Source organism: Thiohalocapsa sp. (genome assembly GCF_022340605.1).
Lineage (GTDB): Bacteria > Pseudomonadota > Gammaproteobacteria > Chromatiales > Chromatiaceae > Thiohalocapsa.
On the sequence record NZ_JAJDNQ010000089.1, the window covers coordinates 33,025 to 55,812 of the forward strand.

Consider the following 22,788-nt stretch of genomic DNA (forward strand, 5'->3'; position numbering starts at 1 on the left):
CTTGATGTCCTCAGATGGCGAGCTTCGCCACCCGGCGGCCGCCGTAGATCAGGTTGATCAGCGCGCGGGAGCCGAGGATGGCCGTGAACATGGAGGTCAGGATGCCGATGAACAGCGTCACCGCGAAGCCCTTGATCGGGCCGGTGCCGAAGCTGAACAGCACGATGGCGGCGATGAGCGTCGTGACATTGGCATCGACGATGGTGGACAGCGCCTTGTCGTAGCCGGCGTGGATGCTTGCCTGGGGGCTGGAGCCGTTGCGGATTTCCTCGCGGATGCGCTCGAAGATGAGCACGTTGGCGTCCACGGCCATGCCGACGGTGAGCACGATGCCGGCGATGCCGGGCATGGTGAGCGTCGCCTGAAGCATCGACAGGACGGCGACGATGAGCACCAGATTCATCACCAGCACCACGTCCGCCACCAGGCCGAAGACCCGGTAGTACAGCCCCATGAAGACCACCACCAGCGCGAGACCGATGAGCACGGACTCGAAGCCCTGGTCGATGTTGTCCTGGCCCAGGCTCGGGCCGATGGTGCGCTCCTCGACGATCTCGATGGGCGCGGCCAGCGCGCCGGCACGCAGCAGGAGCGCCAGGTTGTGCGCCTCATCGGAGCTGTCCAGGCCCGTGGTCTGGAAGCGCCGACCGAAGGGCTCGAGGATGTTGGCGACGCTGATGACCTCCTCGGTGCGCACGCGGTCCTTGACGGGCTTGCCGTCCACCATGCGCGTCACGGTCCGGCTCTCGATGAAGACCACGGCCATCGGCTTGCCGACGTTTTCCGTGGTGACGTTGCGCATGCGCCGGGCGCCCTGACCGTCGAGGTTCACGAACACCGCCGGGGAGCCGGAGCGCTGGTCGAAGCCGGCGGAGGCGTCGGTGATCTGGTCACCGGTGACGATGACGCGGCGGTTCAGCAGGATCGGCTTGCCGTCGCGCTCCTTGTACAGCGCCGAGCCCACCGGCACGCGTCCGTCCAGGGCGTCCTGCACGTCGTGCTCGGTGTCCACCAGCCGGTATTCGAGGGTCGCCGTGGCGCCCAGCAGCTCCTTCAGCCGCGCCGGGTCCTGCGCGCCCGGCAACTGCACGACGATGCGCCGGTCTCCCTGGCGCTGGATGATGGGCTCGGCCACGCCGAGGGCGTTGACGCGGTTGCGCAGCGTGGTGATGTTCTGCTCCAGCGCGAAATCCTTTACCTGCTGCTGCGCCTGCGGCGGCAGGGAGGCGTAGACGAAGTAGTTGCCCTTGTCCTCACCGTCTTCGAGCGTCAGGTCGCGGAACTCGCGGTGGATGACCTTGCGCGCCTCGTCGCGTGAGGCCTCGTCCTTGAAGCGCACCGCGATGCGGCCCGCATCGCGGGTGATGGTGAGATAGCGCACCTTCTGCTTGCGCAGCTCCGTGCGCATGTCGCCGGTGTAGCGCTCCAGGGCCTGGTCGACCGCGGCGTCCATGTCCACATCGATGAGCACGTAGATGCCACCGCGCAGATCAAGCCCCAGGAACATGGGCTCGGCACCGAGCGCCTTGAGCCAGCCCGGCAGATCGGGCGACGTGGTGAGCGCGCTGTTATAGCGGTCGGACAGCGTCTGCTCCAGCACCTCGCTGCCGCGGAGCTGCTCGCTCGGCCGCCGGAAGCGCACCAGGAGCTTGTCGCCCTCCATCGGCTCGATCGCCTTCACCGGAACCTGGGCGTTCTCCAGGGCGGCGGAGATCTCCGCCGCGCTCGCCTCGGTGACGGGGTTCTCGCGGGTGCCCTTGATCTGGATGGACGGGTCCTGCGGAAACAGGTTGGGCAGGGCATAAAGCAGCCCCACCAGCACCACGGCGAGGATCAGCAGATTCTTCCAGAGTGGATAGCGGTTCATGATGGGGACATCTCGGGAACTGCCGCGGAACAAGCTAGGGATGGTGCCGGAAACGCGGGCCGCGACAGCGGCACGCCGCGCATGGCAGCGGTTGGCGGCGGCCCATGGCGGCCGCAGCGGTGAACAGGCGCATGCTGCCGCCCGGTTGGCGGCGGCGCAGAGGGCGGCGCGGCGGACGGCGCGACGGATGACAGGGCGCCAGCCCTCAGAGCTCCTTCAGCTGCCCCTTGGGCAGCAGCACTTCCACCGCGGAGCGGCGGATCTTGATGCGCACGTTGTCGGCGACCTCCACCTGGATGAAGTTATCGCCGAGGTCGACGATGCGCCCGGCAAGCCCGCCCATGGTGACGACCTCGTCGCCCTTGCTCAGCCCCTCGACGAGCTTCTTGTGCTCCTTCTGGCGCTTCATCTGCGGGCGGATCATCAGGAAATACAGGATGATGATGAGCCCGAGCGGGAACAGCATGCCGATCCAGCCACCGCTTGGGGGCGCACCCGGGGCTTGGGCCATGGCGTCGGAGATGAAAAAGCTCATTGGAGGACCTCTAAAGCCAGCACCGACGCGGCTGCGCCGGCGTGGTGCGTGGAATGGGGCACGCGCGCGGGGTCGCCACGTGCGGCCGGGTGAGAAAAATCAGCCGCCGATTATGACACAGGCCGCGGCTAGACAGCGCCACCCTCTGCGGTCCGGGCGATGAAGTCCGCCGCAAAGGCGTCGAGCCCGCCCGCGGCGATGGCCTCACGCAGCGCGCGCATGAGGGCCTGGTAGAAGGCCAGGTTGTGAATGGTGTTGAGCCGGCTGCCGAGGATCTCGTTGCACTTGTCGAGATGATGCAGGTACGCGCGGCTGTAGTTGCGGCAGGTGTAGCAGCCGCAGTCCGGGTCCAGCGGACCGGTGGCGGTCCTGTGCACGGCGTTGCGGATGCGCACCGTGCCCTGGCTGGTGAAGAGGTAGCCGTTGCGCGCGTGGCGCGTCGGCATCACGCAGTCGAACATGTCGATGCCCCGCAGGACGGCCGCGATGATGTCACACGGCGTGCCGACGCCCATCAGGTAGCGCGGATGCGCGCCCGGCAGGCGCTCGGCGAGATGGTCCAGCACCATGAGCCGCTCCGCCTCCGGCTCACCGACGGAGAGCCCGCCAACGGCATAGCCGTCGAAGCCGATCTCCATCAGCCCGTCCAGCGAGCGGCTGCGCAGCTCTGGATACATGCCGCCCTGCACGATGCCGAACAGCGCCGACGGATTGTCGCCGTGCGCCGCCTTGCTGCGCGCCGCCCAGCGCAACGACAGCTCCATGGAATCGCGCGCGTCATCGGCGTCGGCGGGGTACGGCGTGCACTCGTCGAAGATCATGACGATGTCCGAGCCGAGCGAGCGCTGCACGGCCATGGACTCCTCCGGTCCCATGAACACGGGGCTGCCGTCCACCGGCGAGCGGAAGTGCACGCCCTGCTCGGTGATCTTGCGCAGCTCACCGAGGCTATAGACCTGGAAGCCGCCGGAGTCGGTCAGGATCGGCCGCTGCCAATGCATGAAGTCGTGCAGGCCACCGTGCGCCTCGATGACGGCCACGCCGGGCCGGCCCAGCAGGTGAAAGGTGTTGCCGAGGACGATGTCGGCGCCGACCTCGACGAGTTCCTCCGGCGTCATCGCCTTGACGGTGCCGTAGGTGCCCACCGGCATGAAGGCCGGCGTCTCGACGCGACCGCGGGGAAAGCTCAGCCGGCCGCGGCGGGCGTGACCGTCGGTTGCCAGCAATTCAAAGTGCATTGGTCGCTCCGGGTTTGGCGCCGGGCGCGGCACCACCGGCAGATGAGTCGATTTGCGCGGTGCCGAGCCACGCCTCCAGCTCGTGCAAGTCACGCACCGCCAGCAGCGGCGGCGGCAACTCGCCGGGCCACGGCTGGCCGGTGCGGTTCACCCAGACGGCGCCTATGCCGAGGCGTCGTGCCGCCTCGACGTCGCGCAGCGGGTCATCACCAACGTGCAGGGTCTCGGCGGGCGCCGCGCCGGCCCAGCGCATGGCGAGCTCGAAGACAGCGGGGTCGGGCTTGGCGGCGCCCGCCTCGGCGGCCGTGACCGTCCGGTGAAAGGCATCGCGCAGCGGCGTCTCCCGCACGTCGGCATTGCCATTGGTGACGGCCACCAGACAGACGGACTCGCGCAGGCGTGCCAGCACGGGGACCACATCGGCGAAGGGCTCCACGCGGTTGCGGTGCCGGCGGAACAGCTCTACGGCCAGGTCGGCCAGCCCAACGTCGTAGTCCAGCTCCGCGAGCAACGCGCGCAGCGACAGGCGCCGCACGGCGGTCAGGTCGTGGGCGATCTCGGGTTGGGCGAGCATCAGCGCCCGACGATGGGCGCGCAGTCCTTCCGGGTCGAAGCGCTCGGTGAGCCGAGGCACCTGCTCGCCGAGCCAGGCATAGAGGGCCTGCTCGGCGGCCTGGATCACCGGCGCACAGGGCCAGACGGTGTCATCGAGGTCGACGGTGATGAGCCGCACCGAACCGCGGCGGGCACCGGTCGGGGTCGGGAATGGCATCGCGGGCCCTGGGTTGGGTAAGCAGGAGACGGCGCCCAATTCTGCACGCGTGCGCAGGCGGGCGAAAGCGAGACCCGCCGCCGGACCCGCCGGAGCCAGCCCAACAGCGCCCGGCAACCGACCCTTGGAGGCAATTGATGTTCGTGTTCCGCAAGAAGACCGAGATGCCCAGCGCCGAGCAGGCCCTGCCCGGCCGCGACAGGCCCATGCCGGTCATCAACCGCCACTACGTGAGCGGCAACCCGATCCAGCCCCCCTTCCCGGCCGGCCTGGCGCTGGCCCTGTTCGGTATGGGCTGCTTCTGGGGTGCCGAGCGGCTCTTCTGGCAACTGCCCGGAGTGTTCAGCACCGCCGTCGGGTACGCTGGCGGCTATACGCCGAACCCCACCTACGAGGAAGTCTGCTCGGGACTCACCGGCCACAACGAGGTGGTGCGGGTGATCTACGACCCCGCGCAGATCGACTATGAGCAACTGCTCGCGGCCTTCTGGGAAGGGCACGACCCCACCCAGGGCATGCGCCAGGGCAACGACGTCGGCACCCAATACCGCTCCGGTATCTATTGCACCGAGGCAGCCCAGCTCGCCGCGGCCGAGGCGAGCCGGGATCGCTATCAACAGGCACTGTCCGCCGCCGGGCGCGGCACCGCCATCACCACGGAGATCCTGCCGGCACCCGCGTTCTACTATGCCGAGGACTACCACCAGCAATATCTGGCCAAGAATCCGGGTGGCTATTGCGGCCACGGAGGCTGCGGCGTGCGCTATCCCGTCGCGGCATGAGTCAGACCAGGCGGCGGCGCGGACTTGCGGTTTCGCAACCGAACCAGGTCAAGGCGTGGACAGGTAAGTTTTGCGGGTCGTCATTTTCTGGACATACATCAAGAAACGTCGGTTTCAGGCCGACACCTACCCGGCCCAACGGGTTGGATGGGCTTGACAGTTTGATCGGTATATCAGAAACTGTTGATGTACTGAAGATTCGCAGTTCTTCAGTGCACTCCTCCATCCTCCTTTGGTGGTAACTTTGAAGCGCGGCATCCGCCGCGCTTTTTTTTGCCTTCCGTTCAGAGCCTTAGCTGACGCTCGCCGACACATCCGGTGCTGTGACCGCGGCCATCGCGGCGCGGACGCCGCTCCCTCGGCACGACCGCGCGCCCTCCGCCGTGGCGCTCTACCCGCGCCGGCTCAGGAACATCGCATCACCATAGGAGAAGAAGCGGTAGCGCTCCGCTACCGCGTGCCGGTAGGCCGCCATAACGGGCTCGTAGCCGGCGAAGGCGCAGACCAGCATCAGCAGCGTCGACTCCGGCAAGTGGAAGTTGGTCAGCAGCGCGTCGACGACCCGGAAGCGATAACCCGGGCGGATGAAAAGCCGGCTGTCGCCGCGGAACGGCCGCAGCTCGCCGGACGACGCCGCGGTCTCGAGGCTGCGCACCGTGGTGGTGCCAACCGCCACGACGCGCCCGCCGCGGGCACGCGCGGCCGCCACCTGCTCGCACACGCGCTCGTCCACGGCCAGCCATTCCGCATGCATGCGGTGCATGTCGAGGTCGTCCTCGCGCACCGGCTGGAAGGTGCCGGCACCCACGTGCAGGGTGACATGGGCGATGTCCACGCCCATCGCGCGCAGCCGCGACAAAATTGCGTCGTCGAAGTGGAGTCCGGCGGTGGGTGCCGCAACGGCGCCGGCGCTGCGCCCGTAGACGGTCTGGTAGCGCTCGCGGTCGCTGGCGTCGTCGGCGCGCTCGATGTATGGCGGCAACGGCATGTGCCCGTGGCGCTCCAGCAGGGTGGCGAAGTCCACCCCCTCGCTCTCCAATACGAAAAGCGCCTCGTCGCGACCCATCACCCGGACACGCTCCCCCCCCGGCAACAGCAGTGGATTATCCGGCTTCGGCTTGCGGCTGGCACGAAGATGTGCCAGGACACGTCGGGGCGCGAGCACACGCTCCACCAGGACTTCCACCCGCCCCCCGGACGCCTTGCGGGCATGCAGCCGCGCGGGAAGGACACGGGTGTCGTTGAACACCACGAGATCCTTCGGTTCCAGCAGCGCCGGCAAGTCCCGGAACAGACGATCGGCGCACACGCCCGGCGGCCCGTCCAGCACCAGCAGGCGGCTCGCGGAACGCTCAGGCAAAGGGTGCTGCGCGATCAACTGAGGCGGGAGATCGAAACGGAAATCGCTGCGCTGCATGGGCGGTGGCATCGGCGGGCTGCTGCTGCCGGCCCTGCTGCCGGCCCTGCTGCCGAGAGCGATCGTCGGCGCGTGTTTCGTTGCGGGCGCTTCGCGACGGAGGAACGTCCGAACATTATGCCAGCAACTCGACCCCAAGGGCGCAACCGGTCCGAACTCCCGTCGAGCACTTCGCCAATCACCAACGCGGCTCCTTTCCACCACTCGGCGCACGGCCAGCCAGGCAAGCTCCGCCGACCCCCGGCGCCGATCGCTCCGCCAAGTCGCGCCAGACGCGGTGCAACTTTCATGGACCATGGCCTAATCGATATCACGATAACAATGCGAGGCAATCCACCTACCACCACGGCGGCCTCTCCCCTTGGCCGCATCCGCCATCTTCTCAAGCAAGCATAAGACATCCTGAATTCATCGAAGCCGGCCTCCTGTATATCGCATAGGCCCATCAGGAGTATTCCCCTCACACGCGCCGCCGCGATCGACCCAGGACCGAATCTACTGCCGTCCAAAGCGATCCTAAACCGCGTTCCATTGGCCAGACATCAGGGATTTCATAATCTAGACGCGGTAGTCACCCAAGTCCCTCGCCGCAACGGAGAGCAGGTCATTGATCAGTCTCGGCTTGACGCATTCCCTCGCGCAACTAAGCGCCGCCAACCGCCTGCAAACGACGGCGCTACTGAGCGATGTGGAAATCGACCGCGCGCCCGGCCACCGCGGCACGCATTTGCGCGCCGGCACAACCGGCGATCGCCCACCGCGCTATCGCTGGACCAATTGGCGCTGGTGGCTTGGACTCAACCCCAGTTTTCCAACCACGACCGCACCACGCACGGTCGCCGTGATCATTCCGGCACATAACGAAGAAGCGTGCATAGCAGAAACAATCAAGAGCGTACTCGCACAAACCGCAGCTATCGAGCAGGTCATCGTCGTCGATGATGCGTCCACCGACAGGACCGGGGAAATTGCCTCGCAATTTCCAGAGGTAGAGCTGGTTCGACCCACCGTGAACCAAGGATCGAAGCCGCGCGCCCAGAACTACGCGCTGAAGTTCGTTCGCGCCGACTTGTTCGTGACCATCGATGCAGACACCCTCCTTGCGCCCGATGCGATCGAACAGCTACTTCCCTACTTCTCCGACCCGAAGACGGGGGCGGTCTGCGGCTTCGTCATTCCCCAGCGAGTCAATACACTGTTTGAGAGGGGCCGCTTCATCGAGTATCTCTTTGGCTGCACCCTATCTAAAGGAGCGCAGAACCAGGTGGGCGCTGTCGTCGTAGCCTCTGGATGCTTCGCCGCCTACCCCACCGAACTCGTGCTCGGCCAAGGAGGGTTTCCGCCAGGAACGATGGCAGAGGATATGGATCTGACGTGGCGCCTGGCGAAGAAAGGATACGAAGTCTACTTCCACGACACCGCGTATTGCTATCCGATCGATCCACCGAACCTGAAGATATTTGTCGCACAGGTTGACCGCTGGTACCGAGGTGTGCTGCAAAACCTGAGCACGCACAGCTTCCGCGGCCGACTGCGGCTCGGCCTATTTGTCTATTGGTACATGTTCGACGCGTTGCTGACGCCGCTGATCCTGTTCTTTGCGGTCTACGCCTACACCGGCGATGTCGCTCTGCCCTTGGCGGTCATGCTGCTTCACGACTTGGCCATCGTTGCCCCGCCGGCGTTCTTCAAGGCGGCCTCCATCGGGCGATTCTGGCAGGCAGTCGTCTCGTTTCCCGCCTTTCTTGTCCTCAGGCCCATCAACAAGTTCATCCTATGGCGCGCAATGTGGCGCGAATGGATCAAGCGAGACAAGCTCAAGCACTGGGTCAAAGGGCATTAACCAAATCCGCAAACCCCAACAGGTAAAAACATGAAGAAGTCACTTAAGCATGCTCTGGCGGCTCTTGCCGCTTCGGCAAGCCTTCTTGCGGCACCACTCGCCTGGAGCCAAGCGCCGACAGGGGGCAAGGCATACATAACGTTCACTTTTGACGATGCGCCGGTGAGTGTCTACACCAACGCTGGCCCCCTCTTCGCAAAGTACGGCTTTCCCGCGACTTTGTTCGTCATCACGAACGCGGTGGCTGGACCGGCGGAACAATCCTGGCACATGGACTGGAACCAGATTCACGACCTGTACCAACAGGGATGGGAGATCGGCTCCCATTCCCATACGCATCCTTATCTGACGCAAATTTCCGACGCGGACCTCTCAAAAGAGGTGGAGCAATCATTCAGTGCGTTGGCGCAGGAGCAACTGCATCCCGAAGTGTTTGCCTCGCCTTACGGAGACTATAACGCGAAGGTCGTCAAGGCCATAGCCAAACGCTTTACCATGCACCGACGGACATTCGGCGCCGATCCTGAACTGAATGGATTCAACGATACGAGCTCCCTCGATTGGATGGACATTTCGGCGCATGTCGTCACGGCCGGCGAATCCGCCGGCGACCTCTCCGCACTGATCGACCAGGCCATCCAGGAAAACCAATGGCTGGTACTCTGTTTCCACGGGATCGTCAAGGGGACGCCTGCCACAGAGTATGAATATGGCTATGCCGACCTCGACGCAATACTCCAGTACGCATACTCCGCGGGCATCTCCGTCGTCAACTTCGAACAAATGCGAGGCATTGTGGGTGACAAATAAGACACTGTGCCTGTGCGCATCGCTTCTCGCGCTGTCGCTGCCCTCTCTGGCGCCGAAGGCAGAGCCCGTTGGCTACCCATACTCGGGGTATGCCGCGTTGAGCAACACCTGGGGATCGGAAGATGAGGATGGCTACAAGCTCGACGGCTACGGAGAGCAAGGCATTGATTGGGTGCGTCTCGGATCGTCGCGCTGGCTGTTCAACACCTTTGTTGGCGTGGCAGGAACGGTGAGCGACCAAAAGGAGCGCTACTGGGACAACAAGGCCGGTCCCCGTGCCGGCCTGAAGCTCCGGTGGGAAGGACCTGCACCGGGTAGCGGGTGGTCCAACATGGCCATCGGCGTACGCGCTGAGAACTATCAGTATTTTGGCGATAACCAACCGTACGACAGCGACACTAGATTCGTGCTGTTTCTAGAGGCGGCGGTCGGCGGTGACTGGAAGAAACGGTAGGGGGTCAAACATGGTCATGTGTGGTGGTTACTCCAGTATCATCCATCTGTTTTTGCGCTTTCCGATACTCGCTCCGGCTCTGGCGATGACGTCGGTCGGGTATATGGTCGCGCCCATTCTGGTCAACGAAGTGCCCGATCATCCCGGGATGATAGGACCACAGCCACGGCAAGTCCTTGTGGCAGGACGGAGAGCAACTCCGGAACAGACGCCCATGGGTTGGCCGCTGAACCGGGAGCGGGTCATTCGCCGGGGAGCGATCGAGCCGAGAACCGGGGAGTCGCTTCTCGCGGAAACGGAGGACTCGTCGAAGCGTACGCCTATGGGGTGGCCCACGGCTGACGGCACTCGGATGCCTTACAACTCGGTTCCGCTGGATAGGTCTCTGGCCCTGAATCCGTGACGTGATGGCGACGTCGAGCCCTCGGTGGGCGTGGATCGACCGGGCAACCGGGTGCATCGCCGCCTGCACGCCGGCGCGCATACGCCGGCGCGCGGCCTTGCGGCCCCGCGAAATATGGGAGCCGACAAGTGCCACTTGGACGATCCGGCGCAGTTGGCTCTAGGAAGACGCCGAGGATTGGCCTTGCCGGCCAGAGTCGGCGCGGGACTCGAACACTCGGCCTCCGAACCCGGTCATGCCCTTGCCGCAGCACACTTGAGGGTGGCGGAATGGCCTGCCCGCCCGGAGACCTTGATTTGTCGGCGCGTCCTCGGCGGTACTGGGCACAGGTGACGAGCGAGGCAAATAATGTCGGCGTATGACCGACACTCACCGAGGTGATTGCCAGTAGCGCTTCGCTCAACCGAGCAGGTCGGCGGGTTGCACGCTGACGGACTCGTCTCTTGATTCGGCAGCAACTGACCGGCCACCAGCGCACGGCGCTTAGCCCCATGCGCTGTCAGACGCAGGCGCTCCATCTCGAAACCACCCGGGCGGGCCGGTTGGCGCCCACATCACTTGGACTCCTGCCCCGGCGCACCATGCGCCGCCACCAGCCTGCGCTACCAACTTGCACTACTGGCCGAACGGCGGGGCGCACAAGCGTACAAGCAATTGCACCGCAGCCAAGCGCCACCCTCAGGGCACGGCACCGCCTGAGCTGCAAGCAGTTGGACGATGCTCGTCGGCTGCAGACGGCATTCGCCAGGTCCGACGCTAGAGCGTCGGCTCGGACAGCGATGCCGTCGTCTCGCTCATCCTTGCCGTCACCCGGACGCCCAAGGGATTCGTTGTATAAGACTACGGAAAGCGACTGTCGGGCCTGAGGTTGACACGTAGGGCGTCATCAGGTACCTCTTGAGGCGGACCCTGATGAAATGAGGACCGAACAACGTGAGCGCTCCCATGCAGCCTCCGGGCGCTCCGCCAGGCATCTGTCGGGCTGCCGCAGGTCCCGTGGAGCGCGGGCGGGCAAATCCGTTTGCGTTAGATGCCACGCGATAAGCGCATGCACGGAGTTGGCATGGCGGCCGGTTGGAATAGGGGATATGGCGATCGCCGGGCGTCGCGCAGCGTTCCAGGATCTCTGCGAGGTGCTCGCCGAGCGAATGTCGATCACGGCCGGGTCTGCGCTGAGACGCCCGTCGGGTCGCCTACGGCGTACGAGCGTGCGTCTGCGCGCTCGCTCAGGCGGACGTCGATGGCCGGCTCGCCGCAGAATCGGCGGACGTGCTGGCTGCTGATGGACCTTGTCTCAGAGGGCATACGACAGCGGAGCTTTTTCCATGAATCATCCCCGACTCAACGCCTACCCCACCGCGCACGCGCCAGCCGAGCACTCAACTTGGCCGAGACGATGGTGCATCGCCGCCGGCTGCCAAGACAATCCATGAGCACACGTGGTTCGTCAGTTCGCACTCCGCTGGCGCGGAATCATCACGGGCACATCTGGAGGGATTACAAGCACAACGATGCCAACCTCGACGCCATCCCCCAATCTGCACACTCTGCAGGTGATCCCGCAGACATCTATTGACAAGTGAGAGGAATTTCTGGTGATAAAAAAGACAATGGTCCTGTGCGCGTCGTTTCTCACGCTGTCGTTGCCCCCTCTGCTATCGCGGGCAGAGCCGATTGGATATCCATACTCGGCGTATGCCACGTTGAGCAACACTTGGGGGTCCGAGGATGAGGATGGCTACAAGTTCGATGGCTACGGAGAGCAAGGCATAGATTGGTTGCGTCTCGGAGCGTCGCGCTGGCTGTTCAACACCTTTGTTGGCGTGGCCGGAACGGTGAGCGACCAAAAGGAACGTTACTGGGACAACAAGGCCGGCCCCCGCGCCGGCCTGAAGCTCCGGTGGGAAGGGCCGGCGCCGGGTAGCGGATGGTCCAACATGGCCGTCGGCGTACGCGCCGAGAACTATCAGTATTACGGCGACAATCAACCGTACGACAGCGACACGAGATTCGTGCTGTTTCTAGAGGCAGCCATCGGCGGTGACTGGAAGAAAAAATAGGACGTCGGGCATGGTCATCGGTATTAAAGACCATCCCCTTTGCCCATTGTTCTGGACCTGCCGCACTCGTTGCGGTGCGGCCGCCGCGGTGAGCCCCTGCTTCTTGCGAAAAGCCGCTCTCTGCCTTATTGGCTAAGAGACGGCACGATACTCGCAAACGCGGCCGCCAAGATCGCTCATGTTCAGCGCCTTATCGGCGCTGAACATCGCGAAATCGAATGCCCGCTACCTTCGCCGTCGCGACGAGCTGGCACAGAGATGGGCAATCTGCGCCGCACTTTCTCAAGAGAGACGCCGATGGGCCTGGAGCGTAATTGGGGTCACCGCCTTTCTCCCGCGGAAGCGCCGTACTCGCCGCAACTGGACGACCGTCGCGCCGAGGGCGGCGCCGCCACATGGTTGGACGGGGTGATGATCGACGCCCGCCGATAATTGCCCTTCCCAGGCAAAATCGACCCGAGCTCCGAACCTTTGCAGGAATAGGGGCATTCTGGGTCCATTCATTCTCGGCGCTTTAGGGCGCCGAAAATGACGGAACACTCTGCCCGCACTCGAAGCACCGATAAACCGGCGTCTTCCAAGGCCCTCGACAGCCTGCCATTTCCGGCTGGAAAGCACCCTGATCTCGATTGAGATAAAGTGCACTGCCCACCCGTGGCGCGCCGCGGGAGATGGAGCGACCAGCGTTGAGCCTGGCCTCCACCTACCAGCTAACGCCGCGTGTCGTAATCACCTTCGTCCAAGGGCCGTCTGGCACATCTTCGTCGTCGACGAACCGCCAATCCACTGTGTCGACGTTATCAATTTTCAGGTAATCGCGAACAGCCGGGGAGACGTCGAGGCCGGCTCCGACACCGATCTTGTTCTTGGGACGGGCGCTACCGAAAACATAGTTGACGTCGTGGCTCAAGTATGGGCCTACGTCTTGCCATTGGGCGTAGGCGACCCGGCCGCCTTTCTTGATCTGTATCCAGCGGTTCTTCAACATGCTCCCGCGTTCGCTCCAATCTTCATCCTCAGCCCAGTACACCTCATCGTAAGCGGATTGTCGGGGCCGTCCGTCTTCGAGCAGGTCATCGTATGGCAGCGCGAAGTAAAACGGATTTTCCTTCGGCGTGAATTTCTTTGGACGGTAGCCGCTTCGGCTATTCGGATCATCATAGCCGCCATAGTGCATCTTCCAGTTCCGGTCCCACGAACTTGCCGAGTTGGGAATGTGGCTGTTGTCGTTCGTAGCCTTTTCTCCCACCCAAAAGACAGTGGTTTTGATGTTGCGATGGACTGGGTAATCTGAAGCGGCCATGCATTGCGCCAGGGTGAGGAAACTGAGGAGAAAGACTACGGTTGCGAGGGCTCTGCGGCTTGTCATTTTACGCTCGATTGAGACAGCGCGTGAGGCGACGAAACCTCATGCCATGGAAGACGCGAAAGTGTACCGTCGCCCCATCTCCTTTCGCAACGTCGGCTCGATAAATACGCGAATCCACCACCCACAATAGGAACAGCCGACCTAAGCATATTCCCGCAGGAGGCCGGGTGATACCCGACGACGCGTCCCGGCCGTGAGGCCGCGCCCAATCGCCTTGGCCAAGCAAGCGGCTGATTTTTCGGCTGCATTGTCGGACGGACTGCGCCGCCAAGCTCGACGCCGCAAGAAAGCCGCGGCGAAAGCACTTTCGCGACATTGCGTGTCGTCGGCGCCGACAGCTGGCATGATCGCGGCGCAAGCCCGTGGCAACGCCGAAGGACTACGCGTTTCCCCCATGCGGGGCACCCGGACAGTACGTCTGGACATTTTCGGCGCCGTTTAGGCAAAGAGAATGGCGGCATCCGAGAACCGCCTTTTCGAATACCGTCCTGATTGCCGACGAAAATGGCCAATAATGCGCATCTACGAAGCCATTTAAGGCGAAACAGAACCGGAGCCCTGTTGTCGCCTCACTGACCGAGCCTGGCCAAGCAGAACCGATGAGCAGCGTCTCCCGCTTGCCCGCGGCTACTCCTCGGGCTCGAACTCGAGCGATACCGAGTTGATGCAGAACCGCTGCCCGGTCGGCTTCGGCCCGTCCAGGAACACGTGCCCCAAGTGCGAGCCACAACGGGCGCAGTGCACCTCGGTGCGGAGCATGCCGTGGCTCATGTCCTGCTCGGTTTCGACGGCGTCTTCGGCCATTGGCTGCGAGAAGCTCGGCCAGCCGGTGCCGGAGTCGAACTTGTGCTGGGCGCCGAACAACTCCGCGCCGCAACCGGCGCATAGGTAGCGGCCGGGGTCCTTATTGGACCAATAGGCACCGGTGAATGCCGGCTCGGTGCCCTGCCGACGCAACACGCGGTATTGCTCCGGCGTCAATGCGTCCCGCCATTCGGCATCGGACTTTTCGATCTTGTCGGTCATGTTGGTCATGTCGATCTCACTAGAGGCTCGCCGTCGTTGCCGCAGGAGCCCTGCCGGACGACATATCCCGCGACGGTTGTGGGGTCGGCGGCGGCGCGGCTATACTCAAAGGTCCACTAGGGCACTCCAGCCCAACACGCCAATCGGCTGAATCAAAAAGGAAAATGCCATGCATGCCAGCTCCTTCCAGCCGCCCCCCCGCACCCTTATGGGGCCCGGTCCCGCCGATGTCCACCCGCGCGTGCTCGCCGCGCTGGCGCGTCCCACCATCGGCCATCTGGACCCGGCCTTCAGCGCCATGATGGAGGAGCTGAAGGGGCTGTTACGCTATGCCTTTCGCACCGACAATACGCTGACGATGCCGGTCTCGGCGCCAGGCTCGGCGGGCATGGAGACCTGTTTCGTCAACCTGGTGGAGCCGGGCGACAAGGTCATCGTCTGCGTCAATGGCGTCTTCGGCGCTCGTATGCGCGAGAACGTGCTGCGCGCCGGCGGCACGCCGGTGGTCGTCGAGGACCCATGGGGCCGGGCGGTGAACCCGAGCATGCTGGAGGACACCCTGCAACGCCACCCGGACGCCCGGCTGGTGGCTTTCGTGCACGCGGAAACCTCCACCGGGGCCTGCTCGGACGCAAAGACCCTGGCGGAGCTGGCACGCACATACGACTGCCTCACCATCGTCGACGCGGTAACCAGTCTCGGCGGCTCTCCGCTGGAGGTGGACGCCTGGGGCATCGACGCGGTCTACGCCGGCAGCCAGAAGTGCCTGTCCTGTACACCCGGGCTCGCGCCCGTCAGTTTCAGCGAGCGCGCGCTGGCCAAGGTGAAGGCACGCCAGACACCGGTGCGGAGCTGGTTCATGGACCTGAACCTGGTACTGGGATACTGGCAGGCGAGCGATTGCGGCGGCGGGCGGCGCTCCTACCATCACACTGCCCCGGTGAACGCCCTCTACGCCCTGCACGAGGCCCTGGTGATGCTCGCCGAAGAGGGCATCGAGAACGCTTGGGAGCGCCATCGGAACAACCACTTGGCGCTGCGCGCCGGTCTGGAAGCCCTGGGCCTGGAAATGGTTGTGCCGGAGCCGGAGCGGTTGCCGCAGCTCAACGCCGTCGCCGTGCCCGGGGGCATCGACGAGGCCGCGGTGCGCAGCCGGCTGCTCGCGACCTACAACCTGGAGATCGGCGCCGGGCTCGGCGCACTGGCCGGCAAGGTCTGGCGCATCGGTCTCATGGGCTGGTCCAGCCGGGCCGAGAACATCCTGCTCTGCCTCGGCGCGCTGGGCAGCGTGCTGAACGACATGGGCCACTCCGCCGACACCGGCGTGGCCCTCAGCGCGGCCCAGGCCGCCCTCGGGCGCTGAAGCCGCCGCCTTGGCCAGGCAAAGCGACCGCCCCTCAAGCGACCGCCCCCGGCGGCGCAGGCGCGGCCAGCCGTTGCTGGCACGGCTGGTGATGGCCGTCGCCGCGGTTGGCCTGTTCCTGGTGGCCTACCAGTGGGGCAACCAGTTGCGCTTCGGCAGCGGCGAGCCCCCCACCATCGGTGGCGTGCTGCTGCGCCCGGCGCCGTCGCTGCCGGATTTCGTGCTGACGGACACCCTGGGCGAGCCCTTCGGCCGCGGCGACCTGCTCGACCACTGGAGCCTGCTCGGCATCGCCAATCTCGCTGGCGCGAGCGGCCATCGGGGTATGGTGCGGCTGGTGGAGGTCTACAACCGCCTCGCCGACCGCCCGCAGATCCACGACAGCCTCCGCCTGCTGCTGGTGACCGCCGATGCGGCCCCCAAGCTGGCACGAGACTTCGAGGGCCTGTCGACCGCCATCGCCGTCCTCAGCGGCGATCGCACCGCCGTGGCGGACCTGGCGACGGCGCTGGGCGCCGACCCGGACACGGCACTGAACGGGCACGACACCGAGCCACCGGCCCTGTTTCTGCTGGACCCGGACGCCCGGCTCGTGGCCGTCTTCCCGAGCGCAGAGACACCCGCGACCATCGCCGACGACCTGGCGGCCCTGGCGCAATTCCGCAAGCAGCGCCCACACCAAGGCAACGATGACGCACCGCACTGAGTCACCAGCACCAGCACCAGCACCAGCACGGGCACCCGCACGCACCCGTGATCCAGTTACGGCACCCGCCGCCGCCGGGGAGTGGCTGTTCGCCACCCTTCAGCGAGCATTGCCGCAGCACCGCCTGTCGCGGGTCGTACACCGGCTCACCCGCCTGCGCGCCGGACCGCTGACGCGTGCTGCGATCCACACCTTCGTTCGCGCCTTTGACGTGGACCTCCGCGACGCGGCGGAGCCCGGCCCGGGCCAATACGACAGCTTCAACACCTTCTTCACCCGCGCGCTGCGCCCGGACGCACGCCCGCTGGACGCGCGCGCGAACGCCCTGCTCTGCCCCGTGGACGGGGCCGTCAGCCGGCTCGGTCGGCTCGACGAGGGGCGTTTGGTGCAGGCCAAGGGGCACGCATACGACGTCGCCGCGCTGCTGGGCGGCGACACCGAGCTGGCCGCGCGCTTCAAGGATGGCGCGTTCGCGACCCTGTACCTGTCGCCACGGGACTATCACCGGGTGCACATGCCCATCGACGGTACGCTCACACAGACCATCCACGTCCCGGGGCGGCTCTTCAGCGTCAACGCCGCCACCACGGCACAGATCGCACGGCTCTATGCCCGCAACGAGCGCGTCATCTGTCTCTTCGACACAGCGCTGGGGCCATTCGCGGTGGTGCTGGTGGGCGCCATCTTCGTCGGCAGCATCGAGACGATCTGGCACGGCGAGCTGACACCGCCGCGCGGGCATCGCGTGCGACGACTGCCGCCGCCAATGCCGGCACCGACGCTGGCACGCGGCGCCGAGCTTGGACGCTTCAACATGGGCTCCACCGTGATCCTGCTGCTACCAGCGGGCGCTGCCCGCTGGCGGCAGGACCTCGGCACGGGCAGCCGGATACGCGTCGGCGAGGCGCTGGGCTGGCTCGAGGTGAACGCCTGACGCGGTCCTCATCGACGGCAGCCATCCGGCTTGCGCACGCTGCGCGCCCCAAGGCCCCAAGAATGTAGAGACGGCCTCGCAGCCGTGCAGCGACCACGATCCCGGAAGTCGTTGGCCGGGGCGCCGGTCGGGAATGTAGGCGGGCCGGCGCCGAACGGGTCGTCCGGCGCGGAGATAGCGACTCAGCGACGCTCCGGCAGCGGCGGCATGGGCGAGAACTGCGGCGCCCAGCGCGGTGCACCATGGCTCGGCGCCAAATGCCTGGGAGCCACCGGCACCGTGTAGGTGTTGCCGGGGCCGCCGGACGGCGCTGTCGTGGCCGGCTGGGCCGGCACGGCTGGGGCCTGCGCGCTCTGCGGTTCGGCGGCTGCTGGCGCAGCCGCCCCCGCCTCGGCTGGGGCAGACTCGGCAGGCGCGGACTCTGCGGCGGGCGCGTCGGCTGCACCAGGCTCCGCGGCGGCAGCCGGCTCGGACGCGGCGGGCTCGGACGCAGCGGGCGGGGCGGCCTCTGCCGGAGCAGATTCTGTCTGGGCAGATTCTGTCTGGGCAGGCTTCGCCGGGGCAGGTTTTGCTTCAGCGGCAGGCGCAGGCGCGGCCGCCGGAGCAGCAGGCTTGGCCGCGGGCTCAGCCGCTGGCGGAGCGGCAACGGAAACGCTACCGATGGGCTCCAGATTCGTCGCCACCTGCTCCGGCGAGAGTACCACGGGGGACTGCGTCGTCTGACCGAACACCAAGTAGACAAGCCCGGCCACCAGCAAGGCGGCGGTCACCTTCACAATGATGGTGCCGGGGTCGTCCTTGGTGATCGTGGAGATTTGCTCGGCCAGCCAGGACAGTGCGTTGTTCAAGGTCGTATTCCTCTATTGCGGCAAAAGGGATTTTTTTGGCTGTGCATCCGCCGCGACTTCAGGCCGCAGCGGCGCACGGGAAACCGATGGGCGGTGGTGAATGTTACCGTCACCAGGGAGGGCGGACGCGGACACCCCGCGGGCGGCGTACGCTGCCTGAACGCGGGCGCTGATGCAAGGCCCGGCGGCAAACTCACTGCCCGATGCAGGCCGCGCCGCCCCTGCTGCAAAGCGTGGCCCGGGCCACCGACAGCGGTGCGCTCGGCGCTACCGCACGGAAGAGCGCCCGCAGCATGTGCGGGCGGGAACGCGCCAATCCACCCACACGAGCGGGGATTTTAGTGGCAAACAAGCCGAGATGCATGCGCGGCCGGCCAGAACAGGGCCCGCGGCAGCCTCCGCCGCAGCAACATCCGGCCCGGCGCCGTCAATGGGACGGCACCTGCACCCCGTGGTCGGCGAGCCAGCGCACGTCGAGGCGCCAGTCCACGCGTTCTACGTCCGGTTGGCCCAGCATCAGGGTTTGGGCGCGCTTCTGGTGCTTTATCAGATCCTGCTGGGCGGCGATCATCGCCGGATCGTCCTGGGCCTTGCCGGCGAGCTCGGGCCTGACGATCTCCAGATAGCGCATGGCGGGCACGTCGAAGGAGCGCGGCGTGGAGATCACCGCGACGCCGTTGTCGTAGTCTACGACGCGGAACTTGTAAACGTAGCTGGCGAGGTCGGGGTCGGCCTCGAGGACCTTGTTCAGCTCGCTGACGCGCGGGTTCCAGTTGGCGGAGAACAACCAGAAGCCGAGCCCCACGAGGATGACGACCAGCGCGATGCTGTAGTTGCGGGTGAATTTATCCATCTTGCTGTCCTAACGTGAATAATCAGGATGACAGTCGGCCGAGGCCGAGCACTTGCTTCTGCGCAAGCATGCCTGCGACAGCCTTGGCAGCACTATGAAAATGCGCAAGCTAATGTAAACGCCGAGACGTCGGCGCTTCCCTGGGGCCGGGACTCGACGCACAGCGCAAAGGAGGCATCCCATGAGCGACTCCCTCGAAACCGCGGGCGGCGTAGCCACACCGCCCACCATCCTGGACGGCTATTGGCTGCGCCACTGCTGGCACGGTGCCGCAACCGCGCTGCTCGACGCCCGCGCACGCCTGGACGACGCCAACGTCTTCCCGGTGGCGGACGGCGACACCGGCACCAACATGGCCGCGACCCTGGCCGAGGCCGTCGCCGACTGCGGCCCGGAACCCCACGCCGGGCGTCTGCTGGCCAGCCTCGCGACCGCCGCGCTGGCCGAGTCACGCGGGAATTCGGGCATTATCCTCGCGCAGTTCCTGGACGGCTTCGCGGCACCCCTCACGGACGACGCGGCGATGGACACCCGAGCGCTTGCAGCCGCCGCCCGGCGCGGGGCACAGAGCGCGCGCAGTGCCGTCGCCGCACCCGTGGAAGGCACCGTGCTGACGGTGATGGATACCTGGGCAGCGGCGCTGGCGTCCACGGCACCGGACACGCCGGTGCCGACGGCACTGGCCGCCGCCTTGGGCATCGCCGAGGCGGCGCTGGCGGCCACACCGGCCAAGCTCAAGGTTCTCGCCGATGCCGGCGTCGTCGATGCCGGGGCGGACGGCTTCGTCTGCCTGCTGCGAGGCTTCTCGGCGGCACTCGCAATGCCGCCGCGCGCGAACCCGCGGCTTGCGGCCGCGGACGCCCTGGCAGCGCCGCCCGACGCCGGGCATCACCCGGCGCATGCGCCAACGCAGCCGAACTTCCGCTGGTGCACCGAGATCGTGCTGGAAGATGCAACCGCGTCCTCGGAACAGCTGCGGACCGCGCTTGCCGACCTGGGTGATTCGCTCATCACCGCCGGCCGCCCGCCACGCCTGAAGGTGCACCTGCACACCAATGAGCCCCACCGCGCCGCCGCCCGGCTGCGTGCCCACGGCCGGCTCGGGCGACAGAAAGTGGAGGACATGCGCCTGCAATACGCCGCCCATCACAGCCCGGCGGCTCCCGTCGGACTAGTAACGGACAGCGGCTGCGACCTGCCGGAGCCGTTGCGGGAGCGCTTCCAGATTCACGAGGTGCCACTGACCATTCAATGGGGGCCGCACCAGTACATCGACGGCCGCACGCTGACCGCGGCGGATTTCTATCGGCTGCAGGGCGAACTGCCGGAACATCCCACCACCTCCCAACCGCCGCCGGGACGCTTCGAGCGCCTTTATGCCGACCTGCTGGGCAGCCACGAGTCGGTGCTGTCGCTGCACCTGTCCGGGCGGCTCTCCGGCACGCTGGGCGCCGCGCGGCTGGCCGCCGAGCGCACCGGGCAGGGCCGCGTGCACTGCGTGGATAGCCACCAGCTTTCGGCCGGACTCGGGCTCATCGTGCTGGGCACGGCGGAGGCTCTCGCCGCGGGCGCCGATGCCCTGGCCGCGACCGCGGCGGCGCGCCGACTGGCCGAGCGCACGCGGATCTTCGTGGCGGTGCCGCACGTGGCGTTGCTGGTGCGCGGCGGGCGCGTGCGCCCCGGCATCGCCCGGCTCGCCCGCTGGAGCGGTTTGAAGCCGCTCGTGTCCGTCGGCGGCTCGGGGAAGTCGGGTCTGAGCGGTGCGGCCTTCTCGGCGGCCGGGCTGGAGCGGCAATTGCTGGCCCGCCTGCGGCGGGAGGCGCGCCGGCGCCCGGCATTGCGCTGGGCCGTGGTGCATGCAGGGGCGGCGCAGGCGGCGGCGCGCCTGGCAGACAACGCGACAGTGGCGCTCGGCCGCGCGCCCGCGTACGTCATGGAGACGTCACCGCTGCTGGGCATACACGCCGGCATCGGGTCGGTGGCACTCGCGGTGACCTGGCAGTAGTGCAACGCCGATAAGACAGCGTTTCCCCGGGGCCGGATAATGCAGTGGTTCCTGCTGCCCTCTCCTGCTGCCCTCTCACGACCCGGACCTCGACATGACCAAGACCAACCTCAACAAGCTCGTCCTGCTGGGCCTGGTGGCGGCCATCTCGCTGCTGTTCCTCGGCATGATCGCGCAGTTCCTGATGGCCATCCTGATGGCCGGGCTGTTCGCCGCGCTGACCCAGCCGGTGTTCCACTGGCTCACCCGGCTCTTCGGCGGCAGGCGCTATCTGGCGGCCTCGGTCAATCTGATCCTGCTGGTGCTGGTGGTGCTGCTGCCGCTGACGGTGCTGGCCGGCGTCGTCATCGCGCAGGCGGTGGAAGTGGGCAAGTCGGTCACCCCCGTTGCCGTGCAGTTCGTGCGCGAGCCGGAGACGGTCTTCACCTGGCTGCACAAGCTGCCCTTCTACCACGACCTGATGACCTACGAGGACACGCTCAGAGACAAGCTCGCCGCCTCCATCGAGGCCGCCGGCACCTTCCTGGTGAACGGCATTTCCGTGGTGGCCATCGGCACCGCGAACCTGCTGTTCATGTCGGTCGTGTTCCTGTACACGTTTTTCTTCTTCCAGCTCGACGGGCACAAGGTGGTGCACGCCATCCTCTACTACCTGCCACTGGAGGATCGCGTCGAGCGGCGCCTGCTCACCAAGTTCACGCTGGTGACCCAGGCCATGATCAAGGGCACGCTCCTGATCGGCCTGCTGCAAGGGGCGCTGGCGGGCATCGCCTTCGGCGTCGCCGGTGTCCCGCATGCGGTGTTCTGGGGCACCGTCATGGCGGTGCTGTCCATCGTGCCCGGCATCGGCTCGGCGGTGGTCTGGGTGCCGGCATCCATCATCCTGATGGTGCAGGGGCACGCGGTCGCCGGCATTGGTCTGTTCGTCTTCTGTGCCCTGGTGGTCGGCAGCATCGACAACGTGCTCCGGCCCATCCTCGTCGGCAAGGACACCAACATGCACGAGCTGATGATCTTCTTCGGCACCCTGGGCGGGCTCGTCACCTTCGGCATGTCGGGGCTGCTCATCGGGCCAGTCATCGCGTCGCTGTTCCTGACCGTCTGGGAGATCTACGGCGAGGCCTTCCGCGACGTGCTGCCGCAGGTGGGTGAGGAAACCATGGAGGCGCCCGTCCGCGCCATCGCCGAGGACGGCCTCTACGACGATGAGACCGCCGCGGCCATGGCCGCTGATCTGGCGGTGCCGGACGGCGGCACCAGCGCCGGCGAGGACGATGGCAAGTGTTCCGGGTGAGGTGAGCTTGCAGTTGAGTCAAGCTTGTCGTTGTCGTATTCGTAGTCGGGTAGTCGATTGCGACAACGACAACGACAACGACAACGACAACGACCGCAGTATCGCTTGCGAGAGGATCTTAGGTCGGGTTAGCGATAGCGTAACGCGGCAATCAACGACTTACCGCCCCTCTCTCGTCGGGTTACGCTGCGCCAACCCGACCTACACGG

Annotated in this window: 20 protein-coding genes; 11 read left to right on the forward strand and 9 right to left on the reverse strand. The window is 66.1% G+C overall.

Annotation, left to right across the window (positions count from 1 at the left end):
• Window positions 1-10: 10 nt before the first annotated feature.
• The 4 genes from secD to LJE69_RS12330 form a co-directional block, all read right to left on the reverse strand.
• Window positions 11-1,867 (reverse strand): protein translocase subunit SecD, encoded by a 1,857-nt coding sequence (gene secD / locus LJE69_RS12315; protein ID WP_296925396.1) that lies wholly within the window; start codon window positions 1,865-1,867, stop codon window positions 11-13.
• 205 nt (window positions 1,868-2,072) lie between these two features.
• Window positions 2,073-2,402 (reverse strand): preprotein translocase subunit YajC, encoded by a 330-nt coding sequence (yajC, locus tag LJE69_RS12320; RefSeq protein WP_296925397.1) that lies wholly within the window; start codon window positions 2,400-2,402, stop codon window positions 2,073-2,075.
• Between the two features lie 128 nt (window positions 2,403-2,530).
• On the reverse strand, window positions 2,531-3,640 hold the full coding sequence (tgt, locus tag LJE69_RS12325; protein WP_296925399.1) for a tRNA guanosine(34) transglycosylase Tgt: 1,110 nt from the start codon (window positions 3,638-3,640) through the stop codon (window positions 2,531-2,533).
• Complete coding sequence (locus LJE69_RS12330; protein WP_296925401.1) at window positions 3,630-4,412, reverse strand: HAD family hydrolase; 783 nt, start codon at window positions 4,410-4,412, stop codon at window positions 3,630-3,632. Before LJE69_RS12330 ends, tgt begins: the two co-directional genes overlap by 11 nt.
• Window positions 4,413-4,549: 137 nt before the next feature.
• Here LJE69_RS12330 and msrA point away from each other — a divergent pair, with 137 nt between their 5' ends.
• Window positions 4,550-5,194 (forward strand): peptide-methionine (S)-S-oxide reductase MsrA, encoded by a 645-nt coding sequence (msrA, locus tag LJE69_RS12335; protein WP_296925403.1) that lies wholly within the window; start codon window positions 4,550-4,552, stop codon window positions 5,192-5,194.
• Window positions 5,195-5,585: 391 nt separating this feature from the next.
• On the opposite strand, the gene queA is transcribed toward msrA, so the two are convergent.
• Complete coding sequence (gene queA / locus LJE69_RS12340) at window positions 5,586-6,611, reverse strand: tRNA preQ1(34) S-adenosylmethionine ribosyltransferase-isomerase QueA (protein ID WP_296925405.1); 1,026 nt, start codon at window positions 6,609-6,611, stop codon at window positions 5,586-5,588.
• Between the two features lie 607 nt (window positions 6,612-7,218).
• Between queA and LJE69_RS12345 the strand changes: the two genes are divergently transcribed.
• From LJE69_RS12345 to LJE69_RS12365, 5 genes are all read left to right on the forward strand, one after another.
• Complete coding sequence (locus tag LJE69_RS12345; protein ID WP_296925407.1) at window positions 7,219-8,454, forward strand: glycosyltransferase family 2 protein; 1,236 nt, start codon at window positions 7,219-7,221, stop codon at window positions 8,452-8,454.
• 30 nt (window positions 8,455-8,484) lie between these two features.
• Entirely contained in the window at window positions 8,485-9,264 is a 780-nt protein-coding gene (locus LJE69_RS12350; protein WP_296925409.1) for a polysaccharide deacetylase family protein, read from the forward strand.
• A 97-nt stretch (window positions 9,265-9,361) separates the two neighbouring features.
• The gene (locus LJE69_RS12355; protein WP_296925410.1) at window positions 9,362-9,718 is read left to right on the forward strand and encodes a hypothetical protein; all 357 of its coding nucleotides are present in this window, start codon (window positions 9,362-9,364) and stop codon (window positions 9,716-9,718) included.
• A 1,998-nt stretch (window positions 9,719-11,716) separates the two neighbouring features.
• Complete coding sequence (locus LJE69_RS12360; protein WP_296925412.1) at window positions 11,717-12,181, forward strand: hypothetical protein; 465 nt, start codon at window positions 11,717-11,719, stop codon at window positions 12,179-12,181.
• 258 nt (window positions 12,182-12,439) lie between these two features.
• Window positions 12,440-12,613 carry a hypothetical protein gene (locus tag LJE69_RS12365; protein WP_296925414.1) on the forward strand — a complete coding sequence of 58 codons (174 nt, stop codon included), beginning with the start codon at window positions 12,440-12,442 and terminating at the stop codon, window positions 12,611-12,613.
• A 271-nt stretch (window positions 12,614-12,884) separates the two neighbouring features.
• On the opposite strand, the gene LJE69_RS12370 is transcribed toward LJE69_RS12365, so the two are convergent.
• Together LJE69_RS12370 and msrB are read right to left on the reverse strand one after the other, a co-directional pair.
• Complete coding sequence (locus LJE69_RS12370; protein ID WP_296925415.1) at window positions 12,885-13,484, reverse strand: hypothetical protein; 600 nt, start codon at window positions 13,482-13,484, stop codon at window positions 12,885-12,887.
• Between the two features lie 693 nt (window positions 13,485-14,177).
• On the reverse strand, window positions 14,178-14,576 hold the full coding sequence (gene msrB, locus LJE69_RS12375; RefSeq protein WP_296925464.1) for a peptide-methionine (R)-S-oxide reductase MsrB: 399 nt from the start codon (window positions 14,574-14,576) through the stop codon (window positions 14,178-14,180).
• A gap of 169 nt (window positions 14,577-14,745) precedes the next feature.
• Between msrB and LJE69_RS12380 the strand changes: the two genes are divergently transcribed.
• From LJE69_RS12380 to asd, 3 genes are all read left to right on the forward strand, one after another.
• Entirely contained in the window at window positions 14,746-15,939 is a 1,194-nt protein-coding gene (locus tag LJE69_RS12380; protein WP_296925417.1) for an alanine--glyoxylate aminotransferase family protein, read from the forward strand.
• Window positions 15,940-16,012: 73 nt separating this feature from the next.
• Window positions 16,013-16,645, forward strand: coding sequence for a hypothetical protein (locus LJE69_RS12385; RefSeq protein WP_296925419.1), 633 nt, complete (start codon window positions 16,013-16,015; stop codon window positions 16,643-16,645).
• The gene (asd, locus tag LJE69_RS12390; protein WP_296925421.1) at window positions 16,629-17,579 is read left to right on the forward strand and encodes an archaetidylserine decarboxylase; all 951 of its coding nucleotides are present in this window, start codon (window positions 16,629-16,631) and stop codon (window positions 17,577-17,579) included. The genes LJE69_RS12385 and asd overlap by 17 nt, the downstream gene beginning before the upstream one ends.
• Before the next feature lie 182 nt (window positions 17,580-17,761).
• On the opposite strand, the gene LJE69_RS12395 is transcribed toward asd, so the two are convergent.
• Window positions 17,762-18,427 (reverse strand): hypothetical protein, encoded by a 666-nt coding sequence (locus LJE69_RS12395; RefSeq protein WP_296925423.1) that lies wholly within the window; start codon window positions 18,425-18,427, stop codon window positions 17,762-17,764.
• A 427-nt stretch (window positions 18,428-18,854) separates the two neighbouring features.
• Window positions 18,855-19,280, reverse strand: a complete 426-nt coding sequence (locus tag LJE69_RS12400) for a hypothetical protein (protein ID WP_296925425.1) — start codon at window positions 19,278-19,280, stop codon at window positions 18,855-18,857.
• A gap of 181 nt (window positions 19,281-19,461) precedes the next feature.
• On the opposite strand from LJE69_RS12400, the gene LJE69_RS12405 reads away from it, so the two are divergent.
• Both LJE69_RS12405 and LJE69_RS12410 read left to right on the forward strand, forming a co-directional pair.
• On the forward strand, window positions 19,462-21,285 hold the full coding sequence (locus LJE69_RS12405) for a DegV family protein (RefSeq protein WP_296925427.1): 1,824 nt from the start codon (window positions 19,462-19,464) through the stop codon (window positions 21,283-21,285).
• Between the two features lie 94 nt (window positions 21,286-21,379).
• A complete protein-coding gene (locus LJE69_RS12410; RefSeq protein ID WP_296925429.1) occupies window positions 21,380-22,579 on the forward strand; it encodes an AI-2E family transporter in 1,200 nt (399 codons plus the stop codon).
• Window positions 22,580-22,788 lie beyond the last annotated feature (209 nt).